12 protein-coding genes are annotated in these 16,807 nt (G+C 56.6%); all 12 read left to right on the top strand.

Going from position 1 to position 16,807, the window contains the following annotated elements; translation table 11 throughout:
- The first annotated feature begins 68 nt into the window (after positions 1–68).
- The 12 genes from GXB78_RS20230 to GXB78_RS20175 are packed head-to-tail and all read left to right on the top strand — an operon-like array spanning position 69 to position 16,773.
- Positions 69–209 carry a hypothetical protein gene (locus GXB78_RS20230; protein ID WP_003229566.1) on the top strand — a complete coding sequence of 47 codons (141 nt, stop codon included), beginning with the start codon at positions 69–71 and terminating at the stop codon, positions 207–209.
- Between the two features lie 18 nt (positions 210–227).
- Positions 228–1,424, top strand: a complete 1,197-nt coding sequence (gene tagH / locus GXB78_RS20225; RefSeq protein WP_056790868.1) for a type VI secretion system-associated FHA domain protein TagH — start codon at positions 228–230, stop codon at positions 1,422–1,424.
- A gap of 5 nt (positions 1,425–1,429) precedes the next feature.
- The gene (gene tssJ / locus GXB78_RS20220) at positions 1,430–1,930 is read left to right on the top strand and encodes a type VI secretion system lipoprotein TssJ (protein WP_329516711.1); all 501 of its coding nucleotides are present in this window, start codon (positions 1,430–1,432) and stop codon (positions 1,928–1,930) included.
- 2 nt (positions 1,931–1,932) lie between these two features.
- Complete coding sequence (gene tssK, locus GXB78_RS20215; RefSeq protein WP_016772510.1) at positions 1,933–3,264, top strand: type VI secretion system baseplate subunit TssK; 1,332 nt, start codon at positions 1,933–1,935, stop codon at positions 3,262–3,264.
- Between the two features lie 5 nt (positions 3,265–3,269).
- Complete coding sequence (gene icmH, locus GXB78_RS20210) at positions 3,270–4,145, top strand: type IVB secretion system protein IcmH/DotU (RefSeq protein WP_064365130.1); 876 nt, start codon at positions 3,270–3,272, stop codon at positions 4,143–4,145.
- A gap of 14 nt (positions 4,146–4,159) precedes the next feature.
- Positions 4,160–7,699, top strand: coding sequence for a type VI secretion system membrane subunit TssM (tssM, locus tag GXB78_RS20205; RefSeq protein WP_329516710.1), 3,540 nt, complete (start codon positions 4,160–4,162; stop codon positions 7,697–7,699).
- Complete coding sequence (locus GXB78_RS20200) at positions 7,699–8,427, top strand: PP2C family protein-serine/threonine phosphatase (RefSeq protein WP_042608097.1); 729 nt, start codon at positions 7,699–7,701, stop codon at positions 8,425–8,427. Before tssM ends, GXB78_RS20200 begins: the two co-directional genes overlap by 1 nt.
- A complete protein-coding gene (locus GXB78_RS20195; RefSeq protein ID WP_329516709.1) occupies positions 8,424–9,425 on the top strand; it encodes a serine/threonine-protein kinase in 1,002 nt (333 codons plus the stop codon). Before GXB78_RS20200 ends, GXB78_RS20195 begins: the two co-directional genes overlap by 4 nt.
- Positions 9,426–9,453: 28 nt before the next feature.
- Positions 9,454–11,490, top strand: coding sequence for a type VI secretion system Vgr family protein (locus tag GXB78_RS20190; RefSeq protein ID WP_329516708.1), 2,037 nt, complete (start codon positions 9,454–9,456; stop codon positions 11,488–11,490).
- Between the two features lie 11 nt (positions 11,491–11,501).
- Entirely contained in the window at positions 11,502–12,530 is a 1,029-nt protein-coding gene (locus tag GXB78_RS20185) for an SEL1-like repeat protein (RefSeq protein ID WP_329516707.1), read from the top strand.
- Positions 12,530–15,676, top strand: coding sequence for a hypothetical protein (locus GXB78_RS20180; RefSeq protein WP_329516706.1), 3,147 nt, complete (start codon positions 12,530–12,532; stop codon positions 15,674–15,676). The genes GXB78_RS20185 and GXB78_RS20180 overlap by 1 nt, the downstream gene beginning before the upstream one ends.
- Positions 15,673–16,773: a tetratricopeptide repeat protein gene (locus GXB78_RS20175; RefSeq protein WP_329516705.1), complete on the top strand. Its 1,101-nt coding sequence runs from the start codon at positions 15,673–15,675 to the stop codon at positions 16,771–16,773. Before GXB78_RS20180 ends, GXB78_RS20175 begins: the two co-directional genes overlap by 4 nt.
- Positions 16,774–16,807 lie beyond the last annotated feature (34 nt).

Below are 16,807 nucleotides of genomic sequence, written 5' to 3'. Positions count from 1 at the left end.
TTCGCTAATAACGGCGCCGCCCGCAAGGGTCGGCGCTTTGTGCTTTGTCTACACCTGGAGACCCTCTGATGTCTGTTCGTCACTGGCACGCTGTCCTGCTGACCCTCGTCGTTCTATGCGGCCTTGGCGGCTGTAGCGGCAATTACAAATTCAACGACAACGACTATCGCCCGTTGGGTGATCCGCAAGCGGTCAATCGCGGCAAGTGACCGCAAGGAGCATCAAACATGGAATTGGTTTTCGAAATGCTGAACACCAAGCAGTTCGTGCCCACCGAGTTGTGCCAGCGGACCTTCAAACAGGCCGGTGGCGTGATCGGGCGCGGCGAGGACTGCGACTGGATCATCCCTGACCGCAAGCGGCACCTGTCCAATCACCACGCGATTGTCAGTTACCGCGAGGGCTCGTTCTTCCTCACCGACACCAGCAGCAACGGTGTCCAGGACGGCAGCAGCGGCGCGCGCCTGCACAAGGGCGAGCCGGTGCGCATCGAGCACGGCAGCACCTACATTCTCGGCGACTTCGAGATCCGCGCGCGGCTGGTCCGTGACCCGGCAACCTTCGACGGCGAAGTCGGCCGTCCGCGCGCCGCTGGCAGCATCATTCCGGACGACGCGTTCCTCGATCTCGACCCGCTCAATGCCCTCGAACAGCAAGAGCGCGTCTACTCGGAAATCGACGAGTTGCTGTCGCCCACCGCCAAGCCGGAAGACTCCCGTCAGCGTGCCGACTACGCGCGCATCGACATGGAAAGCCTGATGGTCCCGGAGCTGATCGCTGCCCCGGTCGAGCCTGAGCCGGCGCCTGCGCCGAAAGCCGTCGAGCGTCAGAGCGAAGGTTTCTGGGAGCACTTCGGCGCGGCATTGGGCGTCGACGTCAAAGGCCTCAGCCACGATGAACGCGAAGCACTGGCGCTGAATGCTGCGCGCCTGCTGCGCCAGAGCATCGGCGGTTTGCAGCAGAGCCTGCGTACCCGCTCGGAGCTGAAAAACGAACTGCGTCTGGCCCAGACCACCGTGCAAGGCACCAACAAGAACCCGCTGAAATTCGCCGTCGATCCGAGCGAAGCACTGCAGATTCTGTTGCAGCCAAGCAAGCCCGGACACCTGCCGGCCGAGCAGGCGATCTCGCGCGCGTTCCGTGATTTGCAGGCGCATCAAGTGGCTCTGCTGACGGCCAGTCGCGCCGCCGTGCGTGGCACGCTGGAGCACTTCTCGCCAGAGCAACTGACCCTGCGTTTCGAGCGCGACAACAAGCCGCTTATCGCGACTTCGGGCGGGCGCTGGAGAGCGTTCGGCCGCTATCACCAGGCCCTGCGTCAGGACGATGACTGGAGCGAGCGTCTGCTGGCCCGCGACTTCGCCCAGGCCTACGAAGAACAGATCCGCCTGATCTCCACCCTCCACACCGACCACCAAGGATGATGCGCATGTCTCGCCGCTCGACCGCTTTTTTCAAGACGCTGACTGCGCTCACCATGCTGGTGCTGCTCGCCGGTTGCTCGTCGCTGTCGCCGTACTCGAAAGTGACCAAGATCAACCTCAAGCTGACCGGCAGCGATCAGCTCAACCCGGACCTCAACGGTCGGCCGTCGCCGATCGTCGTGCGCCTGTTCGAACTCAAGCACCCGGTGACCTTCGAGAACGCTGATTTCTTCAGTCTCTACGAACGCGCCAAGGAATCCCTCAACCCGGATCTGGTGGCCAGCGAAGAACTCGAACTGCGCCCGGGTGAAACCGTGGAGCTGAAACTCAGCGTGGAGGAGGGCAGCCGTTACGTGGGCATCCTCGCGGCCTATCGCGACCTCGCGGATACGCAATGGCGGCACACCGTGCAGATCACTCCGCTGGAACTCACCGAGGCTGATCTGACCCTCGATCAGGCCGGTATCCGCAACACCCAACAAGTGCTCGCCAAGGCGGATGACTGATCATGAACACCCATAAAGTCATTTGGCAGGAAGGCATGCTGCTGCGCCCGCAGCACTTCCAGCACAACGATCGTTATTACGATCACCAGATGAAAACCCGCACGCAGTTGCTCGGTGGCTACACCTGGGGTTTTCTCAATCTGGAAATCGACTTGCAGTTCCTCAACATGGGCAAACTGGTGATCAGTGAAGCCTCGGGGATTCTGCCGGACGGCAGCCTGTTCGAACTCGGCGGCAACACTGAACCGCTGGCACTGGACGTGCCGCCAAACACCGGCAACACGCCGATCTATCTGGCGCTGCCACTGGTCACCGGCAACCACATCGAGGCCCGCCGCCCGGAGCAATCGGACGTGCTCGCGCGCTACACCGCGTATGACGCCGAAGTCGCCGACTCCAACGCCGGCGACGATTCCGCGAGCCAGGTCAGCTGCGGGCGCCCGGACTTCAAACTGCTGCTCGGCGAGCAGCAGAGCGATCAGGCCTACGTGAAGCTGAAAATCTGCGACGTGCTCGACACCACGCCCGACGGCGTGATCAGCCTCGACCCGGATTTCGTCCCGACCTACATTCAGGCCCATGCCTCCAGCTACCTGCTGTCGTGCCTGAAAGAAGTCATCAGCATGCTCAGCCACCGTGGCGACACCATCGCCGAGCGGATTCGCTCCAACGGCAAGGTCGGCGGCGCTGAAGTCGGCGACTTCATGATGCTGCAACTGATCAACCGTACCGAACTGCTGCTGCGCCATTACCTCGGTCTTGAGCAGGTGCACCCGGAAGAGCTGTACCGCACGCTGCTGACCATGCTCGGCGATCTGGCGACCTTCTCCGGTGAGAGCAAACGCCCGCGTCTGGACAGCCGCTACTCCCATGCCGATCAGGGCGCGAGCTTCCGCAAACTGATGGAAGCGATCCGTCAGGTACTGTCGATGGTGCTCGAACAGCACGCCATTGAACTGATCCTGCAGGCCCGTCAGTACGGCATCATCGTCTCGCCGTTGCACGATCACAAACTGCTCGGCTCGGCCTCGTTCGTGCTGGCAGCCAGTGCCAACTGCGACTCCGAAGAACTGCGTCAGCGTTTGCCGCAGCACCTCAAGGTCGGCCCGGTGGAGCGCATCCGCCAACTGGTCAACCTGCACTTGCCGGGGATCAAGGTCAAACCGTTGCCGGTGGCCCCACGGCAGATCGCGTTCCACTCGAACAAAACCTACTTCATCCTCGAACTCAGTTCCGAAGACCTGGCACAACTCGAGCGCTCCGGCGGTTTCGCGTTCCACGTGTCCGGCGAATTCGCCGAGCTTGAACTGAAATTCTGGGCCATCAGGAACTGACCGACATGATCAAGGAAACGGATTACAACCAGGACGACAAAACCGTCCTGCTCGACCGTCAGGGCCACGGACCGGCATCGAGTCCGCTGACCGACTTCGCCGCGCCGCCGCGTTTCGAGCAACTGGAAGAACGCATGATCTACGCCGCGCGCCTGCGTCCGGCCGAGGCGTTCAACATCAGCCTCAACTCGCTGGTCGCGGCCTCGTCCGACCTGCTTTCGGAAGTGGTGCGCCTCAAGCACAGCGAGACCCGCGAAGACCTGTACGCGCTCAATGAGCGCCTGACTGCCGGGCTCAAGTTGTTTGAAGTGCGCGCCCTGCACAACGGCGCCGAAAGCAGCCAGGTGATGGCCGCGCGTTACGTACTCTGCACCGTGGTCGACGAAGCCGTCGTGACCACGCCGTGGGGCAACGAAAGCGAGTGGTCGCAGATGAGCCTGCTGAGCAGCTTCCACAACGAAACCTTCGGCGGCGAGAAGTTTTTCCAGCTGCTCGATCGGCTGTCGAAAAACCCGGTCAAGCACCTGCCGATGCTCGAACTCATGTACCTGTGCCTGTCCCTCGGTTTCGAGGGCAAGTACCGCGTACAGGCACGCGGCATGCTTGAGCTTGAAGGCATCCGCGACGCCTTGTACCGGCAGATCCGTCAGTTGCGTGGCGACGTGCCACGCGAATTGTCGCCGCACTGGGAAGGCCTCAACGACCAGCGCCGCAACCTGGTGCGCATCGTGCCGGCGTGGATGGTGGTGCTCTTTACTCTGGTCTGTCTGGTGGTGATGTATTCGGGCTTCGCCTGGGTTCTTGGCGAGCAACGCGACACCGTTCTGCATCCTTATCAGCCGCTTGATCCAGCCGCGGTGCAACCGCAGGCGCAGCCGTAAAACAGGGACGTGTGATGAAAAAGTTTTTCAAGAAAGTCGGCGCCTTCCTGCGCCAGACCTGGGTCTGGACCTTGCTGCTGGTGCTGTTCGTGGCGCTGCTGGTGTGGTTTGTCGGCCCACTGTTGGCGGTTGATGATTACAAGTTCTGGGAAAGCGCGACCTCGCGCCTGCTGACCATCAGCGTGCTGTTCCTGATCTGGGGCCTGACCATGGTCTTCGTCAGCTGGCGCGCGGGTATCCGCAAGAAAGCCGAGGAAGAAAGCGAGGACGGTCAGGACCGCATTCGCCGCGAAGAGCTGATCGACGAAGAACAGAAGGAGTTGAAGGCGCGTTTCAAGGACGCGCTGAAAACCCTGAAGACGTCGAGCCTGTATCGCGGTCGCAGCGAGCGCTGGCGCAGTGACTTGCCGTGGTACCTGCTGATCGGTCCGCAGGCCTCGGGCAAGACCAGCCTGCTGGACTTTTCCGGTCTGGAATTCCCGATCAACAAGATCGACCGCAAGCTCACTCGCGACACCCTCGGCACCCGTCATTGCGACTGGTATTTTGCCGATCACGGTGTGCTGATCGACACCGCCGGACGCTACACCACTCAGCCGGACGCGGAAGTTGACGGCAACGCCTGGACCACCCTGCTGGAGTTGCTGCGCAAGCGTCGTCGCGGTCGTCCGCTTAACGGCGTGCTGGTGACCATTCCGGTGGAAACCCTCACCGGCGGCAGCGAGCAGGACATCGACACGCTGGCGCGCCAGGTGCGCAGCCGTTTGCAGGACGTGCATCAGAAGCTGCACGTCGACGTGCCGGTGTATCTGGTGCTGAGCAAGGCTGACAAGCTGCTCGGCTTCGACGAGTTCTTCGATCAACTGACCCGCGAAGAAAGCGATCAGGTGCTCGGCACCAGTTTCCGCAAGGATCAGGTCGGCACCGACGTCGCGGTCCTGCGCAATGAGTTCGAAGAGCTGCTGCGACGCCTGAACAGCCAAGTGATCATGCGCATGCACTCCGAGCGCGATACTCAGCGCCGTGGGCGCATTCTCGATTTCCCGCATCAGTTGGGGCAGATCGGCGAGCGCCTGTGCCTGTTCGTCGACATGGCGTTCACCGGCAACCGTTATCAGCGCGCCACGCAACTGCGTGGTTTCTACCTGACCAGCGCGCCGCACCTGACCCAGGAAATGGATTCGACCACCGCCGGCATCGGCGCCAGCCTGGGCATGAACGCCGGCGTGCTGCCGACTCTGCGCAGCGGCCGTTCGCGGTTCATCCACCACTTGCTCAGCCAGGTGATTTTCCCCGAGGCCGATCTGGCCGGTCTGGACAAGCGCGAGCGCAGCCGCATTCATTGGGGCCAACGTGCGCTGTACGTTGGCGCACTGGCGGCGCTGGCACTGTTCGGCATGCTCTGGGCCGGTGGTTTCTCGGCCAACTACGAGCGTCTGGAAAACCTGCGCACGCTGGCGCAGAACTGGACCCAGCAACGCTCGGCCGTAACGCCGCGCGATGACGCCATGGGCGTGCTGAAAGTCCTCGACACCAGCTACGCTGCGACTCAGGTGTTCCCGAACAAGGGCGACGTGTCGTACCACGAACGCGGCGGCCTGTATCAGGGCGAAGAGATCAACCCGGTGGTGAAGACTGCCTACGAGCGTGAGCTGGAAGCGCAGTTGCTGCCCCGGGTGGCGAGCATGCTCGAAGGGCAAATCCGCGCCAACATGAAGGACCGCGATCGCCTGCTCAACAGCCTGCGTGCGTACCTGATGCTGAACATGAAGGACCGTCGCGACGCGGCGTGGCTCAAGGACTGGGTTGCCACTGACTGGTCGCAGCGCTACACCGGCAACACTGCGGTGCAGAACGGTCTGAACACCCACCTCGAGCGTTTGCTCAAGCAGCCGTTCATCTACCCGCTGAACGATCAACTGGTGACGCAGGCGCGCCAGGTTCTGCGCAGCGAATCGCTGGCCAACGTGGTTTACCGCATGCTCCGCGAGCAGGCGCGCAACCTGCCGGACTACCGCTTCAGCCAACACCTCGGCCCGCAAGGCTCGCTGTTCATCGGCACTGAATACGTGATCCCGGGTTTCTACACCCAACAGGGTTATCAACAGTATTTCTCGGTACAGGGCGCGGCGCTGGTCACCGATATCCTGCGTGACAACTGGGTACTGGGCGAAGGCGCGGGCATCAGCGACATGGACTTGCGTCGCCTGATGGTCGAGCTTGAGCAGCTGTACTTCCGCGACTACGCCAACTACTGGAGCGAAGCCGTTGGCCAGGTCGCATTGCCGCCAATCAGCGACGCTGGCGAAGGCGCCGAGCAACTGGCGGGCCTGACTTCGGCTAACTCGCCGGTCCTCGCATTGCTCACCGAAGTGCGTGAAAACACCCGCTTCGAAGCCGCTGCTGATCCGGTCGATGAAGCCGGCGAAGCTGCCGATGCGCTGGCCGGGCAGAAGGGCAAACTGGGCAAGGTCGGCAAACTCGCCGCCGCTGCCGCCGACAAGGCTTCGGCGCTGAACGTGGCGAAGAATCTGCCGGACACCGCGAAGAAATCTTTGCAACGCCGCTTCGAACCGCTGCATCGTCTGCTCGATGACAACAACGGCCCGGGCGCTGACCTGACGCCAGCGTTCAGCGCGCTCAACGACCTGCAACTGCAACTGGCCGGTCTGGCCCGTTCCAGTACGCCGGAACAAGCTGCGTTCGAAATGGCCAAGACGCGCATGAGCGGCCAGCGTGATGCGCTGACCAACCTGCGCAATGCCTCCGGTCGTCTGCCGCGTCCGCTCAGCGTGTGGTTCAACGTGCTGGCCGAAGACTCGTGGCGTCTGGTGCTTAACGACGCTTACCAATACCTGAACGGCCGTTATCAGAACGAGCTGTACAGCGTGTATGGCAAAACCATCAGCAAGCGCTATCCGTTCAGCGCCAGCAGCACCAGCGACGTGGCGATCAGCGATTTCCGCGAGTTCTTCCGCGCTCAAGGTACCGTCGACCGTTTCTTCGACAGCTACATGCGTCCGTTCGTCAGCGGCGATCCGGGCAACTACCGCATGCGCAGCGTCGATGGTCACAGCCTGCCGGTATCCAAGGTCTACCTTGACCAGATGGCCGCCGCGCAGACGATTCGCCAGAGCTTCTTCTCGATCAACCCGGCCGAGCCGACGGTACAGTTCAAACTTGAGCCGTACACCCTCGATCCGGCGGTCAGCCGCTCCGAATTCAAGTTCGGCGACAAGACCATGGAATACCGTCACGGCCCGATCCTGCCAATGACCTTCAAGTGGCCGACCGATGCTGAAGACGGTCGCACCAGCCTGGTCATGGACAAGATGGCCGGGCGTCCGATCGGTATCGAGAAGAACTCCGGCCCATGGTCGCTGTTCCGTCTGTTCGACCTGATGCAGACCGAGTACCTGAATGGTCGCGACGTGCTGGTGCTGAAAGCGGACGTGGGCGGCCTGCGCGCCAACTACCTGCTGACCAGCCAGCGCACGCCGAACCCGTTCGACATGGGCGTACTGCGTACCTTCCGTATGCCGGTGCAGCTCTGATGCTGGTGGCCAGTCCCTGGCGCAGCGCGGCGCGTACCGACCCGGGCAAGGTGCGGGCGCGCAACGAAGATGCCTTCCTCGACTCGCCGCAGCACGGGCTGTGGGTGGTCGCGGACGGCATGGGCGGTCATCAGGGTGGCGATATCGCCAGCCAGTTGATCGTCGCCAGCCTGGCTGAGTTGCCGCAACACGAAGACTTCGACGAACGCCTCAAAGCCATCCGCCAGTGCCTGCACTGGCTGAACCGGCGTTTGGGCCAGGAATTAACTGTCACTGCCGGGCGTCACGACAGCATCATGGGCAGCACCGTTGTGGCGCTGCTGGTGGAAGGCAATCGCGCGGCTTGCATCTGGGCCGGCGACAGCCGTTGCTACATGTGGCGCGGGCAGCGTTTGTATCAGCTGTCCAAGGACCATTCGCTGCAACAGCAACTGATTGACGAGCAGCAAATGAGCGTCGAACAGGCGGCAGCGCACCCGGCGGCTCAGGCGTTGACCCGAGCTGTTGGTGCGGCCGAAACACTGACCCTGGATGTGCTCGAACTCGAGGTCTATCCGGGCGATGTGTTTTTGCTCTGCAGCGATGGTTTGTATCAGGGCCTGAGCAGCGACGCCCTCGGCAACGCGCTCAGCCTCAGCGCGCCGCACGTGGCGCTGGAACGTTTGTTCGACGGCGCCCTGCGAGGCGCTGCGCGGGACAACCTGACTGCCGTGGTGATCCGCCAATGAGTGAACTCGAATCGCCAATCGATGACTTGCTGATCAGCGAAGAGCAGTCCAACAACCTGACCTACTTCGCTTTCGCCAAGGGCAACAAGGCCGAACCGTTGCTGGCACCGACCAAGGCCAGCATCGGTGCGCTGCCGGATGTACTCGCCGGTCGCTACCACCTCGAGCGTCTGCTCGGGGCCGGTGGCATGGGCGCCGTTTACCGGGCGCGGGATCTGCTGCATGAGCAGTTCGGCGATCCCGACCCTTACATTGCGCTGAAAATCCTCAGCGAAGAATTTGCCGAATCGCCGGACGCCAGTGCCTTGCTCTACAGCGAGTTCGCCCTGACCCGACGCCTGCGCCACGACAACGTCGTGCGTGCGCACACCTTTGAAGTCGACACCGACTGCCAGCGGGCCTTCATCACCATGGAATACATGCGTGGCCTGACCCTGGACAAATTGCTCTGCGAACGGCCCCTCGGCCTGCCGTGGCAAGAACTGCGCGACATCGTCCTGCCGCTGCTCGACACGCTGGCCTACGCCCACCGTCGCGGCGTGCTGCACGGTGACCTGAAACCGAGCAACGTCATGCTCAGCGAAGACGGCCTGCGCCTGTTCGACTTCGGTCTGGGACAGGCAGAGGAGGGCACCTTGCCCGGCCTGCCGCACCTGAGCCGCGAGCGCTTCAACGCTTGGACCCCGGGCTACGCCGCCCCCGAACTGCTTGAGGGCCAACCGTTGTCGGCCAGCGCGGACGTGTACGGCGTGGCCTGCGTGATCTATGAACTGGCGGGCGGCAAACACCCGTTCCGCCGCTTGCCCTCGACCCAGGCCCGCGACGAGCACCTGGAGCGCGAGCTGCGCGCCCCAGCGAATCTACCCCAGCACGGCTGGCAAGCGCTGCGAACCGCGCTGAGCTTCAACCCGGCAGAACGCACCATCACTGCCCAACAATTGCGTGACGCCTTGGGCGCCACCTCGTCCTGGCTGCAACGTCTGCGACTTCGGGCGTAACGGATGACATTCGAACAGGGAGCACACGATGTTCAACTCAGCTAACGAAACCCACTTCAGCCTCAAGGTCGAAGACTACGTCGGCGACCTGCAAGTGCTGTCGTTCACCGGCACCGAAGGCATCAGCCAGGCGTATCGCTTTGACCTCGAACTGGTCAGCGAAAACCCCGATCTGGACCTTGAGCAACTGCTGCACAAGCAGGCGTTTCTCGCATTCGATCCACAGGGCTCGGGGATTCACGGGCAGATCTACCGCGTCGCCCAAGGCGATGCCGGCAAGCGCCTGACCCGCTACAAAGTCTCGATCGTGCCGCAACTGCAATACCTGCATCACCGCACCAACCAGCGCATCTACCAGCAGATGTCGGCGCCAAAAATCATCGCGCTGATCCTCGACGAACACGGGATCAAGGGCAACGCTTACAGCTTCCAGCTCAGCCAGCCATGCCCGGATCGCGATTACTGCGTGCAATACGACGAAACCGACCTGCATTTCGTCCAGCGCCTGTGCGAAGAAGAGGGCATTCACTACCACTTCCAGCACAGCGAAAAAGCTCACCTGCTGGTATTCGGTGATGACCAGACCGTATTCCAGAACCTTGGGCAGCCAACTGCTTATGTGCAGGGCAGCGGCATGGTCGCCGACGAGCCGGTGATCAAAGCCTTCAAGCTGCGCCTGGAAACCCGCACCACGCGTACCACGCGCCGCGACTACGATTTCGAAAAACCGCGCCTGCAAATGGAAGCGGCGTACAAACCTGAAGGTGAGAGCACCGAACCGGATCTCGAAGACTACGACTACCCCGGCCGCTTCATCGACCGCGCCCGGGGCAAGTTCCTCAGCCAGCGCGCCCTCGAACGCCACCGCGCCGACTACCGCCAGGCCGAAGGTCGCGGCGACCAGACCAGACTGGTCAGCGGCCACTTCATGGAAATGTCCGACCACCCGCGCAGCGAGTGGAACGACCTGTGGCTGCTCACCGAAATCTTCCACGAAGGCAAACAGCCGCAAGTCCTCGAAGAAGGCGTGACCAGCGACACCACCGACAACAAGGACGACTTCCACCAGGGCTACCGCAACACCTTCCTCGCCACCCCGTGGGACGTGTTCTACCGCCCGGCCCTCGAACACCCGAAACCGCGCGTGCTCGGCAGCCAGACCGCCATGGTCACCGGCCCCAAAGGCGAAGAAATCCACTGCGACCAGTACGGCCGCATCAAAGTGCAATTCCACTGGGACCGCGAAGGCCTGGCCGACGACAAAACCAGCTGCTGGCTGCGCGTCTCCAGCTCCTGGGCCGGTGACCGCTACGGCGCCATCTCCATCCCGCGCATCGGCATGGAAGTCCTCGTCACCTTCCTCGAAGGCGACCCCGACCAACCGCTGGTGACCGGCTGCCTGTACCACAAGGAAAACCCGGTGCCGTACGCACTGCCGGCGAACAAGACCCGCAGCGTGTTCAAAACGCTCAGCTCACCGGGTGGCGGTGGGTACAACGAACTGCGCATTGAAGACAAGAAAGGTGCGGAGCAGATCTACATCCATGCGCAGCGGGATTGGGATGAGAACGTTGAGCATGACCAGAAGATTCGGGTCGGTAATGAGCGTCATGACACGGTGGTGAAGAACACTTACACCGAGCTGAAGGCTGAAGAACACCGCACCACCATCAGCGATCGCAAGGTTGAAGCGAAGCTGGATGATCACCTGACGGTTGGGCAGAACCAACACGTCAAACTCGGTACGGCGCAGCTCACCAGCGTGGGGAAAGAGATTCACCTTAAGGCTGGGGACAAGATTGTTATTGAGGCGGGGACGGAGCTGACCATTCTTGGGGGTGGGAGCTTTATCAAGCTTGATGGCGGTGGGGTTACGGTGGTTGGGCCGGTGATCAAGATTAATGCTGGCGGTTCTGCGGGATCGGGCACTGGCATCGGGATTAAACCGCCGGTGCTGCCGGGGGCGGCGGATAAGGATAAGGCGGGGAGTTTGATGGATCAGGCGTTGGGGAATGCGGTGCCTGAGAAGGTTAAGCCGAAGGCTTTTTTTGTGTTTTCCGAGTGATGAGTTTCGTGATGATAACCAATAAGTACGTAAGGCAGATGAAGTGGTTTTCCATTGCACTGCTGACCTTGGGGATGAGTTCGGGTGTCTTTGCCTCTTCGTCCAGCGCCGCCCAATGCCCAAGCAGCAATTTTGCTGATTTCGTCAAAATTTTTTCATCGGACTTAGAGACACAGAAAGCGTTTATTACGTCTCCAGTGAAGCATATTCACGTGATAGCTGATGGGAAAATACCGAAGGTCATCGAACGGAGCTTGAGCGCGATAGCCGGCGATGAGTTGAAGGTGCTGCTTCCGGAAAATGCTGCCAAATCAGGTCTCACTATTGAAACCCAGGTGCCTGACAGGGTGGTCGTCCGTGATGAGGCGGGCCATTTTTTGAAGATTTTCGTCTTCAAACACAGTGATTGCTGGGCTCTGAGTCGAGTGGAGGACTGGGCAATCGATGCGGTGATGGAAGAGATCACTCAGTCTGAGAAACTAGCGCCCGGTGAGCTGGAACTCAAAAAAGGCGTCATATTCGACAGGTTGGTCAACAAGGCGTCTCCCGAATCAGGAATCTATTTGTACGCTGCGGCATTGGATAGCTATTTAGATGGCGCTCGGAAGGGTTCGGCGCAAGCAGCATTCGCTGCCGCGGGGATCAGTCTTTCTGGACAAGCGCCACGCTTGGAGAATTCCAGAATCCTAGCGTTGTTGATTCAAGCTTCAGAACAAGTCCCGGATGCCGGCTTGACTCTCGCAGATTTTTATTGCGATGAAGGCGAGTACGACGAAAATCACGGTTGTATTAACCCCAAAGAATCAATAGCGACATTGGAGCGTGCCGCCCGTCTAGGTTCGACTAACGCACTGATTCGATTAGGGGAAGTGTACGAAGCGGGAGCCCTCGTAGCTGCTGACTTGCCTCGTGCAATGGCGTGTTACCGGAAGATTCAGAAAACCGACCCTAAGACGGCTACCGCTTTGGTTGAGCGCTTGGCAGCCCGAGGGGTCGTCAGCGATAACTCTATTCAATGTTTTGAAGCAGGAAGCTTTTGATGAGCACAGGACTACTTGAACAAAGGCAGCAATATCGCACTGGTTACGAGTACGGCCCTTTCAAGGGCGAGACTGACCATGATAACGATGGCAAGAAGGAAATCGACTGCTCCGGGCTTCTGTATCGAATGCTGAAGGATGCGGGGTATACGATCCCTTACCTCACAACATCGGGGTTAAATGCCGACACTACTTTTTTTGATGTAATCCCGCTTGCGGAAGTACAGCCTGGCGATATTGCGCTGTGGATAAACTTTCATGGGCACACGGGGGTCATCGAAGACATCTCCGGATCGCCTGTTCGAGATCGGGGGAATTTCTTCGGTTCACAGTCTTCAAACGGACCGAAATCTGCCAAATATGGGGCGGGTAGTGGTTACTGGCCAATGCCTGAAAAGTTTTTACGCCCAAAGCCCCAATTCAGAGGCGCACAACCAGCCCCCGCACCCACTCCTGCGCCGGCCCCTGCACCGGCAGGCCCAGCTCCGCTGATGAGCTTCCAATATCCATTCCGTAAACCAGATGGCAAGCAGTTCACTGGGGCTGACGAAGTATATAAGGTACTAGAGAGCGAAGTATCTGGTCATTATTTGTTGGGTAGTAACAAATTCTGGCATGGCGGACTACATGTTAGCAATGCAAGCGCTCCCCAATGTGTATTGGATGAACCATTACGGTGTATGGCTGATGGTGAAGTCGTTGCTTATCGCCTAAATAAAGAATATCTAGAATCATCATTTGATGCAGGTGGGAGTTCAAAAAAATTAAAGTATTCGAATTCTTTCTGTCTGGTCCGGCACGAGTATAAGTCTGCACCTAATCCAGAAGAAGGGGCGAATAAGGGGAAGCAAAATAAGCTGACATTCTATAGCCTATATATGCATTTGCTACCGTTTGATCGTTATCCTATACCTCCTGAGGAAGCGCCTAAGCCGAAAGTGACAATGCAGGTCAATGATTTTAAAGCATATGACGAATTGCCAGTGTCATCTAGTATTGTGTCTGTGGGTAAGTTAAATAAAGACTCGAAACTTGAAATCTTAGATCAAAGTCCGGTCGCGGGTACAGACCGAATTTATGCTAAAGGTAAAATCATATCTGGAAGTGTGCAGCTAAACTCACAAAAGACACGAGAAGTAGGGAGTGAAGTCTGGTTTGCGTACTTAAAGGCCGGCGAACCCTATAAAAACAACGCCGGTGATAGAGTTTGGTTGGAAGAAAAGGTACCAGAGCGAGAGCGGCCAACCTATTGGCAGGGCAAGGTTCATGGGACAGTAGTTAATAAGCTTCCCCTTTTCGGTGCACCGTCAGATCCTACTAATGGCAAGCCAGCGGGTGCTTCGCTCGGTGCCTTGCAGTTGATGATGAACAGCGTCGTAGCTTTTGATAGTCAAAAAGTTTTGAATTTAGTTGTCGGGCCATCCCTGCAGCGTATGGCCGAATGCACGCTGGTGAGTGGTGGTCCGGTCGCCACAGGAAATGTGCCACCGACATTCTGGGCGTGTGTTGAAAATACTTCGGAAAATAATGTTCTAAAATGGAGTGTAGCTGAACCGGCATCTGTTGACACTGTTTTGAACATAGGAATTGGAATTAAGGCGGGAGATCCTGTCGGTTACCTTGGGCAAATGGAGAATGTCACTGAAGCTGGGGAGGTTAGTAGTAAGTTCCAAGCCCATATAGAAATTTTTACCGCTGATACAGGTATAGAAGACTTTTTGAATAATACTGCTGCCTTAAAAGTTGGCAGACAGTATTTGTATTTAGCCAAAAACTCTCTGGTTAAGTTAAAGGCCCCAGCCACTGGGGAAGTTTCTCTGAAAGAACTGCATGCTGTAGAGTTAAGCAAAGCGCCGATTTATAAAGATACACAAGAGTGGTATGAGATCAATGTAATAGACGAAGGGCAAAACGTGGCCGGTTTAGTACGTAAGGCTGGCGCCACTTTAATATCGCAGCATGATTGGGCGAAGCTGGGCTTTCAGATAGTGGAGGAGTCAAACGCTGCTGCTGATGGATTTCTCGATCCAAACGATATGCCCGTTTTCTTCAAAAGATTGTTTGAAAAAATCGATAAAGATAATAATAAAGAGATAGACGCATCAGAGTTGGCCGACGCGTTGAAGGATACTGATACACGCTCTCAATGGTCAAAGCTTGTCGCCAAGCATCCAACGGAATGGAAAGATAGAGCTAATCAACCAAAATGGGCTCGGCTGGATGATATTTTAGAGCATTCGCCAAAATTAAAGGCTCATGAAAAAGAGAGGATAGATAAATTTATCTTCTGGGATGAGCTATCTGGAAAAGCGTCAGTTGAATCCAGTCTAGTTTGGCACTTTCATCCGATAGAGTTCATAGCTGGGTTTACTTCATCGGCCGCGGAACTGATCTCTTTCGATCAAATGAAGAAAATGTTCCCAGACTCTACCGATCAAAAGCGTGAGGAGGTAAGGGGGTTATTTAATAAGTATGCTGATCGATTTGAAATTAATACCGCGCCGAAAATGGCTCAGTTTTTTGCTCAAGTGAAGACCGAGGTTGGTAGCGCCTTGGTAGGTAAGGTAGAGGATCTTTGGTATTCAGCTGAAGCTCTCAGGTCTAAGTTTGGAAGGTATTTCAACACATATCCTGCGGAAGCTGAACTGTATGGATATAAACGCATTACAATGGCGCAGTATAATGCACTAAGCCCTGCGGCAAAGAGCGCCTATACGATTCGTAAAAATAAAGCATATTCTCAATTCCCAAATGAAGACGAGATCGCGAAGCGTATTTATTGCTGCAACTCAGTTCAAGGTGGATTTGTATTGACTGCGGGTGGCTGTGAAGAAGGTAAGAAGTATAAAGGCAAAGGTTTTATTCAGCTGACGTGGAAATCAAACTATCAAGCGGTAGAGGACCGCTTAAAGCAAAAAATACCTGAGGAAACCATTGAAATGGTTTCCAATCCAGACCAGTTGCTGGATACAAAAATAGGATTATTATCGGCTATGGGGTTTTGGGATGTAAATAATATAAATAATCTAGTCGCGCCAAATACGGACTCTACTAATAAAATTACAGAAGTAGTTAATAAGCATACTGATAGTTATGCGGAGCGCAGGACTAATTTTACAGCGATTTATCAGGAGCTTAATAAATGATTATTTTAAAAAAATTTTGGTGTCTACAGATTTTTTTATTTATTTTTTTTGCTGGCCAGTCTTCACTTGGTACTGCAAACGATAGTCTTCCTCCTGCAGAAATGGTGAAGAAACAGTTTGATGTTGGTTTGGTTCCTGGATTAAAGTTTCCAAGACTCCTGGTCGTAAAAAATGACGATGCTGCACTTCCCGACAAACTAGTCTTGGTTGCTGAGGTGTCTGGGAAAGACTCGGTTATATTGAGCGCAAAATCGGCATTGGCGAAAATTAATAATGTGTATTCGCCTAAAAGTTATGACGGCTTCAATGTTTCTGTTGTTAAAGGCGTCGATAAAACTATAGGTGTTGTGGATTCTCAAGGGGAAATATACACCTTCAATTCAGACGCTCACGTTGTGGGAGATGTTTTGAATTTGATTACAAAAAAAGAAGACCAAACGTCGCAGAATTTTAATGTTCAATTTGAATATGATGCTACTCGCAAAAGTGTGGCAGTTAGCCGGATTGTCTATACGGTTAATAATGAATCGTGCGATAGATCTCTTAAGAGTGCTTATACTTTACCTCTGAATGTTTTGATTTCTAAATCACTTGAAGATTTCGACGGTGCGACTGCATTTGAATATCTTCAAAAGTTAAATTTGGACATTCAGGCGGGGCGGGTGAAAGGTGAAAAACTCATGTCATCCTTTGTTGTCTCGACGGCAGACCAAGCACTCGTTGCATACAAAAATAATGATAAAAATAAGCTCATAGAATCTATGGGTTATCTTGTTGCCGATGGGGGCAGTAGTGAGTCGTGTGCACCTGAAAGCTACATAGCTGAAGCGTATTTCTATCCTGACATGGTGGGTTGGTCCAATGATCTCGGATTTTTGTTTGCTGAGGCAGGATATTATTCAGAATCGGTTGAACTACTAAGAAAGGTGATTTCTGAAAAACCAGAGAGAACTGTCGCTTACTTGAATATAGCTGATGCATATTGGGGGTTGAGCCAAAAAGATTTGGCTGCAGAGAACTATAAAAAATATATCTCTATGATGCAGCAGTCGGGAAAAGCCATGAAAATTCCTAAGAGAGTTTTAGAGCGATCGTAATCAAAGGGACGATTTATTTTTTTAGTCCGTCCCG

This window comes from Pseudomonas moraviensis subsp. stanleyae (assembly GCF_036283065.1).
In the GTDB taxonomy this organism is placed as follows: Bacteria; Pseudomonadota; Gammaproteobacteria; order Pseudomonadales; family Pseudomonadaceae; genus Aquipseudomonas; species Aquipseudomonas stanleyae.
Note: the sequence above shows the minus strand (reverse complement) of the source record. Positions and strands in the feature narration are given on the sequence as shown.

What these genes read in the sequence shown, in the direction of transcription:
- GXB78_RS20230 (WP_003229566.1), top strand. Translation starts at nt 69, where the DNA reads ATGTCTGTTCGTCACTGGCACGCTGTCCTGCTGACCCTCGTCGTTCTA.
- tagH (WP_056790868.1), top strand. Translation starts at nt 228, where the DNA reads ATGGAATTGGTTTTCGAAATGCTGAACACCAAGCAGTTCGTGCCCACC.
- tssJ (WP_329516711.1), top strand. Translation starts at nt 1,430, where the DNA reads ATGTCTCGCCGCTCGACCGCTTTTTTCAAGACGCTGACTGCGCTCACC.
- tssK (WP_016772510.1), top strand. Translation starts at nt 1,933, where the DNA reads ATGAACACCCATAAAGTCATTTGGCAGGAAGGCATGCTGCTGCGCCCG.
- icmH (WP_064365130.1), top strand. Translation starts at nt 3,270, where the DNA reads ATGATCAAGGAAACGGATTACAACCAGGACGACAAAACCGTCCTGCTC.
- tssM (WP_329516710.1), top strand. Translation starts at nt 4,160, where the DNA reads ATGAAAAAGTTTTTCAAGAAAGTCGGCGCCTTCCTGCGCCAGACCTGG.
- GXB78_RS20200 (WP_042608097.1), top strand. Translation starts at nt 7,699, where the DNA reads ATGCTGGTGGCCAGTCCCTGGCGCAGCGCGGCGCGTACCGACCCGGGC.
- GXB78_RS20195 (WP_329516709.1), top strand. Translation starts at nt 8,424, where the DNA reads ATGAGTGAACTCGAATCGCCAATCGATGACTTGCTGATCAGCGAAGAG.
- GXB78_RS20190 (WP_329516708.1), top strand. Translation starts at nt 9,454, where the DNA reads ATGTTCAACTCAGCTAACGAAACCCACTTCAGCCTCAAGGTCGAAGAC.
- GXB78_RS20185 (WP_329516707.1), top strand. Translation starts at nt 11,502, where the DNA reads ATGATAACCAATAAGTACGTAAGGCAGATGAAGTGGTTTTCCATTGCA.
- GXB78_RS20180 (WP_329516706.1), top strand. Translation starts at nt 12,530, where the DNA reads ATGAGCACAGGACTACTTGAACAAAGGCAGCAATATCGCACTGGTTAC.
- GXB78_RS20175 (WP_329516705.1), top strand. Translation starts at nt 15,673, where the DNA reads ATGATTATTTTAAAAAAATTTTGGTGTCTACAGATTTTTTTATTTATT.